General features: G+C 42.9%; 8 protein-coding genes. 4 read left to right on the top strand and 4 right to left on the bottom strand.

Annotated elements, in window-relative coordinates; genetic code table 11:
* Positions 1–20: 20 nt before the first annotated feature.
* The 3 genes from HRU42_RS10845 to HRU42_RS10855 all read left to right on the top strand — a co-directional run bounded on the left by HRU42_RS10845 (position 21) and on the right by HRU42_RS10855 (position 1992).
* Positions 21–713: a heme-copper oxidase subunit III family protein gene (locus HRU42_RS10845; protein ID WP_295031039.1), complete on the top strand. Its 693-nt coding sequence runs from the start codon at positions 21–23 to the stop codon at positions 711–713.
* Positions 714–847: 134 nt separating this feature from the next.
* Positions 848–1207: a cytochrome C oxidase subunit IV family protein gene (locus HRU42_RS10850; RefSeq protein ID WP_295031041.1), complete on the top strand. Its 360-nt coding sequence runs from the start codon at positions 848–850 to the stop codon at positions 1205–1207.
* Positions 1208–1302: 95 nt separating this feature from the next.
* On the top strand, positions 1303–1992 hold the full coding sequence (locus tag HRU42_RS10855; protein WP_295031043.1) for an SCO family protein: 690 nt from the start codon (positions 1303–1305) through the stop codon (positions 1990–1992).
* 18 nt (positions 1993–2010) lie between these two features.
* On the opposite strand, the gene HRU42_RS10860 is transcribed toward HRU42_RS10855, so the two are convergent.
* From HRU42_RS10860 to HRU42_RS10875, 4 genes are all read right to left on the bottom strand, one after another.
* Positions 2011–2652: a LysE family translocator gene (locus HRU42_RS10860; RefSeq protein WP_295031052.1), complete on the bottom strand. Its 642-nt coding sequence runs from the start codon at positions 2650–2652 to the stop codon at positions 2011–2013.
* A 292-nt stretch (positions 2653–2944) separates the two neighbouring features.
* The gene (locus HRU42_RS10865) at positions 2945–5047 is read right to left on the bottom strand and encodes a ricin-type beta-trefoil lectin domain protein (RefSeq protein WP_295031045.1); all 2103 of its coding nucleotides are present in this window, start codon (positions 5045–5047) and stop codon (positions 2945–2947) included.
* 130 nt (positions 5048–5177) lie between these two features.
* The gene (locus tag HRU42_RS10870) at positions 5178–6362 is read right to left on the bottom strand and encodes an NPP1 family protein (RefSeq protein ID WP_295031046.1); all 1185 of its coding nucleotides are present in this window, start codon (positions 6360–6362) and stop codon (positions 5178–5180) included.
* A gap of 933 nt (positions 6363–7295) precedes the next feature.
* Positions 7296–7868 (bottom strand): hypothetical protein, encoded by a 573-nt coding sequence (locus HRU42_RS10875; RefSeq protein WP_295031048.1) that lies wholly within the window; start codon positions 7866–7868, stop codon positions 7296–7298.
* 301 nt (positions 7869–8169) lie between these two features.
* On the opposite strand from HRU42_RS10875, the gene HRU42_RS10880 reads away from it, so the two are divergent.
* Positions 8170–9129, top strand: a complete 960-nt coding sequence (locus HRU42_RS10880) for a DUF1186 domain-containing protein (RefSeq protein WP_295031050.1) — start codon at positions 8170–8172, stop codon at positions 9127–9129.
* The last annotated feature ends 326 nt before the right edge of the window (positions 9130–9455 follow it).

Genomic DNA, 9455 nt, shown 5'->3' on the forward strand with positions numbered 1-9455 from the left:
TGTTAGGAGTGGAGTGACACATGAGCACAGATGATAAACAACAAAAAGTAGCAGCGCCCATAGCCTCCGACAATTGGCAGGGGGCCGTGAGTGATTGGGGAGCCGACAAGCAGGTTTTCAATATGCCTTGGGGCAAGTTGATGATGTGGTTATTTCTACTCAGCGATACCTTCGTCTTTAGCGTGTTTTTGATAGGCTACATGAATGTGCGCATGTCCAGCATGGACAGCTGGCCACTCACCAGTGAGGTATTCGCGCTGACCATAGCCGGGTACCATATCCCGTTAGTGCTTATCGCCATCATGACCTTCATCTTGATCACCAGTAGCGGCACCATGGCGATGGCGGTGAATTTTGCCTATCGCGGTGACAGACGCAAGACCGTCTTATTTATGACTGCTACTGCTTTATTGGGAGCGTCTTTCGTTGGTATGCAGGCGTTTGAGTGGACCAAGTTGATCATAGAGGAGGGGGTACGCCCCTGGGGAAATCCCATGGGCTCGGCACAATTTGGTGCCACCTTCTTCATGATCACCGGCTTTCACGGCTTGCATGTCACCGCAGGGGTTATTTTTCTGTTGGTGATTGCGCGGCGGGTCGCTAGTGGTCACTACGAAGGCAAAGGCTATCACATAGTCGAGATAACGGGTCTGTATTGGCACTTTGTAGACTTGGTCTGGGTGTTTATCTTCGCTTTGTTTTACTTGTGGTAACTCAGAAGGTTAAGGCCTTTATTGGGCGCAATTATGGTAGATTTGGTCTGGGTGTTTATTTTCGCTCTTTTCTATCTCTGGTAAGCGATAACAGCGATAACAGCGATAACAGCGGTAAATTATTGAGGTGGTGTATGAGTCAGATCACAAATAAACAGGCGGTGCCTGCTGAGGCGGAACAAATGCAGCCCAAGCTACATCCCATCAGTCTCTACCTGAAAATATGGGGGCTACTGTTTGTGCTCAGCACCATGTCCTATATGGTGGACTTCTTCGAAGTGCAGGGCATATTGAGATGGACGCTGATCTTGCTATTTATGTCATTGAAGGCCGGGCTTATCATCACTATCTTTATGCATGTCAGGTGGGAACGGCTGGCATTAAAACTGGTGTTATTCTTACCGCCTTTGGCAATAGTGGTGTTTATTAGCCTGATGGCCATAGAAGGAGACTACACCTTTGTTAATCGCTTATTCTCTTTCATCTCGGTATGAAGTTATGCTTTGGAGACCCGTGATAAGGAAGCAAAGAGATAAGTCAGAGATTTATGAGTCGCTAGCGAAAGTGGCTCGCTAACATGCTGCGCGAGGTGAAGACTAAACTCTTGCTGGGTGCCAGCATACTTATCATGGTCACCTTAGTGCTAATCGGTATCTCATTCATTCTGGTCAAGGCCAGTCCCTCGGTTAATTTACCGCTGCAAAGTGCCAGTCTGCTACAGGAGCCGATCACACTCTCAGATTTCACCTTAGTGAATCACCATAACCAAAGTTTTACTCAAGCTGACTTGCTCGGCCAGTGGCACCTGTTGGCTTATGGATATCTTAATTGCCCGGATGTGTGCCCAGCAACCCTGCTGCTGTTGAATAGCCTGATGCATAGCATACAAAAAGATAATCAATTTACAGATGTTCAATTACTCTTCTACACCATAGATCCTGGCAGGGATTCGATTGAAAGATTGGCCGAGTATGTGGCGTTCTTCGGTAAAGGTATCATTGGCTTGAAGTCTATTGAGGTTGGGGGATTAGATGGAATGGCCAAGCGGTTCGAACAAGAGTTGGGAATAAGAGTCAAAATAAGCACTCAGATGGAGAGCGAAGACAGCTATCAGGTAGGCCACGGGGTTGCCATCTATCTGTTAGATCCACAAGGCCGGCTTCACGCCGTGTTTGAGCCGAGCGTCGATCCCTTCGGCAATCGTCATTTCAATAAAGATGATATTTATCATGATTATGTTTTGATCCGTAAACATGCCAACAGCTTTACTGTGCTCTGAATACCCCGAACAGTCTAGCTAGCCCATGGCTTGAACTTGAGAGCCCAGTAACCAGATGGCCAGAGCGAAGAATATCATCCCCATAAACTTGTTCTGATTAGCCCTGAACTTGTCATTTTTAAGTAATGGCTTACCCAAGGTTCCCACCATTAGCACCAGTAATAAGTTAAACAGTAATCCCATTACATTGAGTAGCAGGCCAAGAGCCAGCATCTGTTCGCCTGACGTTGCCGTTAGCTGAGGCGAAACAAACTGAGGCAGGAACAGCACGAAGAAGAGTAGGGCCTTAGGGTTTAACAGATTACTGAATACCGCGCGGCGGTACAGCATCTTAGCCAGACCCGATTGTTGTTCGACTTCCGGGGCATCAAGGGGGCCACTGCGCATACAATCCCAACCCATCTTCAATAGATATGCTCCGCCTAAGATACGAAGTACCTGCAGAGCCATAGGGTTCATGGCGATTAATGCTGACACACCCATGGCGGCCAATAGTGTCAGTATTAGCCCAGAGGTGGCATTGCCCAAGCTGGCAAATACACCGACTTTTTTGCCGTAGCTTAAGCTAGAACTTGCTATCAATAGCATGTCCGGGCCAGGGATCAGTAACAGGGCGATAACAGTGGTTAAATACAATGGCAGTACAGCGAGATCGATCATCATAAATGCATAGGTTGGAACAGACGGCGGCATTTTACCTCTATCACGATCTATAGACAGTATTTTCTCAAGTGTTTTTGATTACTCTTAGTAGGTAATGTTTTAAGTTATTGATATTTAAGTGGTGTTTTAATGTTGGCGACGAGTGGTGAGTTCGGGCTAGCCATATCTTAGTATCTTGCTAGTTTCGAACAAGCTGGCATCAATACGGATGGATGAGAGTTACCATTTTTTGTTGATGAAGATGTAATGACTTCTGTAAAAATGGTAACTCTCAACTAGGACCTAGAGACTAGAGGTCATGTTCAAATTGCTGATTGATATTGGACTCATTACAAGTCCATAGAATGATATTGCCACTGCTATTTCTGTCCATGCATCTGGCCGTGCCACTCAAATCAGATTTAATTAATTTACCATCGAGTGTCCATTGCTGATTGGTTCCAGAATTACAGGTATATGCCTGCACAGTTTGACTATTTTGGTTCTCACCTTGATAGACATCCAGGCAGAGATTAGTGTCTTTAACTTGTATCCTCTTCGAATTTAGATCGTAACTAAACTGTTGATTTTCACCGTCGGTACAGGCATAGGTGATGACCTTTTGTCCAGACTGTAAGCCTTGATAGACATCCAGGCATAGACCGGTAGCGCTGTGGATGATGCTATTAGTCCATTCATAATCAGGATAGGTTGGCGCGTCGACACTGTGCTTGCTCCCCGTGGCCAGACTATTACCATTTAGGCTGCTATATGGCGTGACTTCTAGCTTGTCAGATAGAAATCTAGCCTGCATATAAATATTGTTCTCTGCGCTGCCAGAATAGAAGATGGGTAATCTTCGTCCTTGTGGGGTGTCGAAATATTTCGGCCCAGATCGAAAATCCCTGCTACTGTTCTGCCAGCCATTCATGACATAACTGTGTATGTGTCCAGCGAAAATAGCCACCACCTGCGGGTTCTCATCTATGATCTCGCCCAACTCTTGATATTCCTCTGGGTTCTGGCCTTGGTTGAATCTATCCGCATTGATGACATGCATGTTGAGTACCGCTTTTTTACCTCGGCTTCTCCTAAGATCATCGCGCAACCAATTCAATGACTGATAGATATTCACGTCTCGGTCTTGTGCTCTCCATGAATCATAAGAGGAAAACTCTCTTTCATATGCTGGGTGATTGTGTAGCTGCACGAAGTGCCAGCTGCCTATGTCAAAAGAATAAGACAAGCTGCCGGTAAAATCGTAATTACTATAATAATAATCTTTGGAGACAGTCTGTACCGTTTGTATTCTATTGTGCCACCATTCGAGCAATCTAATGGCGCAGAAATTTTGTGAGAGAGCCCTATATTGTCCACCATCGATAAAGTAACCATCGCATGTCTTGTCATCGATATAATTATCGTAATCGTGGTTACCTAAGCCGACATAGGTGTTAAACATGCCGTAATCAGTGATAAAACTCTCTATTTCATCCTTATCCATGACATTGGTGATATCACCATTGACGATCACACCGGCAAATTTGCTAAAACCAGTCGTATCGCGCATTTTTTTTAAGCTACTAGCATGCCATCGATTTGCAACAAAGCCATCGCCCGGATCTGATTGGCATAGATCGGTGACACAATATTTGTATTGGGTATCGGATATGATGGCTAATGTGAAATCGTCAGCATTAAATGCCCCGTAACGTACAAAAGAAAACGCATCATCATACACGCCACCTATGGATGATCTGTCTTCAAAATAACTGCGACATTCCCCGCCTTCTGTGGCATTACCTGAGCTGTCTCGGTCGAAATCAGTACAGAATAATGCTTTCCTACCATCGGGCACTAACGCCGAAGATATTTTGTCATTCCAGCGGCTGTGTTCCGGCGCTAATATGCCTACGGATGATGGGCAAAAAGCAAACTGTTCGCCGCGGTAATTGGCATGGGTATAGGCTACGACACAATCATCGACCCCACTCTTGGTCGACTTACTGATCAAGGATATGGAATCATTAACATCGCTACCAACGTTTGGCACCGAACCGATAAAATGTTTCTCTTTGCCGGACCTATCGGAATGCTGCCAGGTTTTAATTAACCAGCCTTGAGGAATAATCATCGAAGTGATTTTATCATTCCATGATTTATCTGTGTCCCCGGTAGAACCGTTACAAAAGAAGGTCCACTCCTTACCTGCAAAATCTTCATGTTCGAAGGCCCGCAAACACGTGCTCGAAGCTCTGCCCTCTAACGAAGGGTTACTTACGGGGTGATCTTCTGCTGCCGACGCTATTATTTCTTCTGTAGCGTGAACATTAAATACCAAGCTGCTAAAAACAATGGAACCTGAACTAAAAAACAAAACCATATTGAAAGTGTTTTTTATATTAAAACTCATCATGAGATCCTTTATGAATTATTATAAATATAGCCGATTCGAATATATACACAGCAGATACGCGCATCTACTGTGTATATGTTTTATATGATATAGAAACCTAGTTGAATATATTTATTTAGGTCGGTGTCTACAGGTCATGTTCAAATTGCTGATTCTTGTTTGAGCTACCACAAGTCCAGAGGTTAATATGACCATTGCTGGCATTCCTATCCATACACCTAGCCGTGCCACTCAAATTAGATTTAATTAATTTACCATCGAGTGTCCATTGCTGATTGGTTCCAGAGTTACAGGTATATACCTGGATAGTTTGGTTATCAGCATTCACGCCTTGATAGACATCGAGGCAGAGGTTGGTGTCTTTAACTTTTATGGTTTTATTACTGGAATTATAAACGAACTGTTGATTGCTTGACTCTTTACAAGTGTAAGTGATGATTCTATTACCGGATTCGACTCCACTCTGGACATCGAGGCACAAGCCTGTTTCCGTGTGTATGATGGCGTTTTCCCATTCATCGGCCGAATATGGATTAGATGCTTCTATGCTTGCTTGAGTAAAAGCGGGATAACCGCTCGGGCGAGTGGAGTTGATATTGCCAAGATAGTTGGAGTCTTTCATGGGAATATTGGCAGAGCCATAATCAAAACTATTAAGGTTTGCCCTCATGACCTTATTGGCCACATCATCACCATACATCTCATACCAACTGGTTATATCTGGGGTTATCCAGTTTCCTGTTGGGTTTTCAGCCACAGGCTCATCGTCTTTTGCGAATCTAAATGCATGGGTTGATAAGCCATCCTTATGATAGACAAATTTAGCTCGTCCATTCAGTTTAGGCACTTGTGACCATTCTTTGAGATAATGACCCCCATGGGCGCTATACCCCCCATGAGTTTCATTGCCATCTTTCGTCCAGATAGAGACATACTCCCAATCGTGTCTATGGCCAAAACCAAGGGAAGCTTGATCTTTTTTGAAGTACAAGGCATAAAAATGATTACAATATTCGATGCCATCACTAGGAATAATACAGGCGTATCTGTGCAGTGTATTTGAATAATTTAAAAAATCATCTCGTCGGCAGTCTCCATCTATGGCTCCACTATTATTTAAACCGCCATTTTGTATTCCATCTCGGCTAATCCCCGCGCTAGGAAGACAACCGTCCATGTCCATATCAAATACCGGCCTTAAATCTTTAGATCCGGTTCCCCCGGTATAGGCTTCATCGAGTTTGGGGAAGTCATCGGCAATGGATGGGCTAGATATTATCAGTAAGGCTAATCCGCAAAGTTTAATATTCATAAATTAATTCCTTTAATTATATAGATACAAAATGTTTCACATGCTTGGCGGCATGTGATTTTTATTGCAATTAAGTACGCGCGGGTTACAATGGGTTACAGTTGATAAGTATCAGTGCGTTAGTTAGCATCTGAACCTCATCTTGGTAACTTTTTAATCACCTCTCTTTTGTTGGTTTTATATGCTGGTGTAATATTTATACGAGCTAATTATTAATTTAAACTTATCTGAATATTAATTATTCCTTAAATTAATCGCTGATTTCGCTTACTTCAAAACTATATCTCGCATCTTATTTATTTAACTTGACACCAATAACCTCAACCCTGCCGCTTAATTAATGAATTCAAATCTTGCCTCTAGTACTATATTTAATCGCTATTATCTAACCGGATAAAAAAATTACGATTTTTTGGAATTAATGGGGGGAATGAAAAAAAACCAGGGTGATTTGAATAATTATTGTCTAGGCATAATCATTTACCTCAGTTTTTCGCCTCTCTGAAGGATTATGCAATCTCAAATCATGCCGATTTAAAGCAGAAATATGGACTTGTGTTAACAAGTTTGGTAAATAACGTTTTAAGTTAGTCTGTTGGCTTCATTAGGCTGGTTTTTTTTTGCTGGGGTATTTGGCAAGCATGGCTTCATTGGTGTTTATCGCTTGCAGCAGGTGCTGTATAGGGTCAGATGTGAATGAACGACCTTATGTGCAGATACTTCGCTTGGCTAGCCTTCGAATGAAGGCTGCTCACATTGTTTACCTCATTAGGCCATTTTGATATTTGGCAGAATGTTTGCAGGTCGTACCTTGCTAGTTATCTATCACCTGCCGTGAGCTTTCATGCAGATACTTCACCGAGTCTTTCGCTCGAAACTCGTTCTTACAAGCAGAGGTAAGAACGAGCTGCTTTTATGTTGTCATAATACAGATTAATCGGTGAATTTTACCACGCAAAAATAACTGTTTACGTCAGCGCTAGTGCTCCACGCCTTCAATATATATTCCAATGTCGTATCTGGTTCATCTAGAGTGCCATCTTGAAACCAACAGTATTTTCCTGTAGCTGCAATATCTCCTACGAATTTTATCGTTTTATGGGTTGAATGCCAATCACTGGGGTCTTCTCTATCACCGTTAATCCCGGTGATGATCTGAGTGACGCTACTGGCACTTATATCATCAGCATCATGAATAGTGGCACTAACGTAAGACGATGCTATTTGCCATGGTTCTTTATCATCAGCGATGGGTGATAAGTTCAATAGTATATTGTTAGGGTGGGTGCCGATTAATTGTTTAGTTGCCGTGTCAAAAACCATCAGCTTTAATGAGCAACCATCACCGTCTGCGCAGATTGATCGTAATGCATTATTGTTAATGTGTACGAGACTGGCATTGGCGTTTAACGTTGAATAGGATATCACCGAGGGTTCACTCATTACTGAAGCGCTCATCATGGTGAGCGCTGCGGCCGCACAGGGTAAAAACGTGTTAGCTGACATATCAAATCCTTTGTTATGTTTATATTGTGTTATCAATAGGTAAATTTAACGTCTGGTCTGATAACAAGTCTTATTCGTATCGAGTGTTATGTGAATAGCGCTTTTAGGCTAATTTCCATTTTTTAGCCGATGCTTACATTAAGCGCGGTAAGAGTCATTAATGTTTGCCTCTGAACCTGGTTGATTTTCTTTCTTCGATTGGTCGTTTAGCAAAAAGTAAAAGTATTTTCGATAGTTCCTCTTTAGCTTCCTCTTCTACTATTCTATGATGCGAGTTCACCTCTTTCCGTTTGAGTTAAATATGAAATTAGCAGAGATAATCTCCATTCTCAGTAGTGATGACCTAACAGAACTACCGGTTGCAGCCTTACAGGGTGCCAGAGAGCAGTGGTCGGAGTTATTGCCGGTGATAGATGATCTGATGCAAAAGTTTATCGTTACCGAAGACTTGAGCGAATCCGAAGTTAACCTGCTCTTTTTCGGCATCTGTCTGATTATCGATCGTAAGCAATTTAGTTGTTTTGATTCCCTGATAAACCTAACCAATAAACAAGACTGTGATAGTCCATTAGAGCGTCTACTCGGTGACTTTATAGCTTCAGAACTCTCGACTGCTTACTATATTTTGGCTCAAGGAAAACCCGAACAACTGTGTTATCTAGTGAACTCAGACCAAGCCGGCGAGATTGTCAAAATGGCTGCCTTGGGCGTCCTATTTGCTCAATTACATACTGATCAAATCGATAGAGAGACGCTGAATAAAAGCATTCCTGGTTTTATCGACTGTCTAGTTAAAAATAATCACTCCATAGCCCTATTTGAATTGGTTAATCTGTTAATTTCTCATCAGTTTAATCAGTATCACAGCCAGTTTGTTGGTTATGTAGAGAGTAAAGTGATTGACGAAGGTCCAGCTGAAAACCAGTGCATCATAGATTGGGATAATAGCTGTATTGGTTATTCGCAATGGGATGTTGGCCTAATTAGTGGCGATTATGACGTTATAGACGCTCTCAGTCTGTGGACCGGATTCGATCCAGAATCTGACATGAGCGATGCAGAATTAATGAACATCTTCGATGATTTGATGAATACTCCCAACAAACTCGATGATATGGATCTTGATGCTTATTTTGAGCTTGATTCTTATACGGATGCTCATGAAATACAACTGCCTCAGATCGCAGAGATTAAAGCCGGCCGCAACGACCCATGCCCTTGTGGCAGTGGTAAAAAATACAAGAAGTGTTGTTTGAACTAGGCTGTGTACTTTAGGAAGAGTAATGGTAGCCTAGGGCAACAAATTTGGGCCTTGTCGGTTCACAAGGTTGCAGGAACTTTTTTGGTTAGGCTGTTGGGTTCGTTGGGCTTTGTTTTTGTTTGCAGGATTGAAGGTAATCGTACCTTCATTGCTACTTATCACCTCCGGTGGGGGATGTGCACCTTTTCTATAACAGGGGTCTGCGAGACGCCGGCTCTTGATTTTATAAGAGTCATCCCTATAGGCTCTGCCAAAACATCCTTGTTTTGGAAGCTCGCAGCCGCATCTACACCTGTTCTTACAAGCAAAGAGTAAGCAGTGTTTCT

It is taken from the genome of Shewanella sp., from assembly GCF_013214165.1.
Lineage (GTDB): Bacteria > Pseudomonadota > Gammaproteobacteria > Enterobacterales > Shewanellaceae > Shewanella.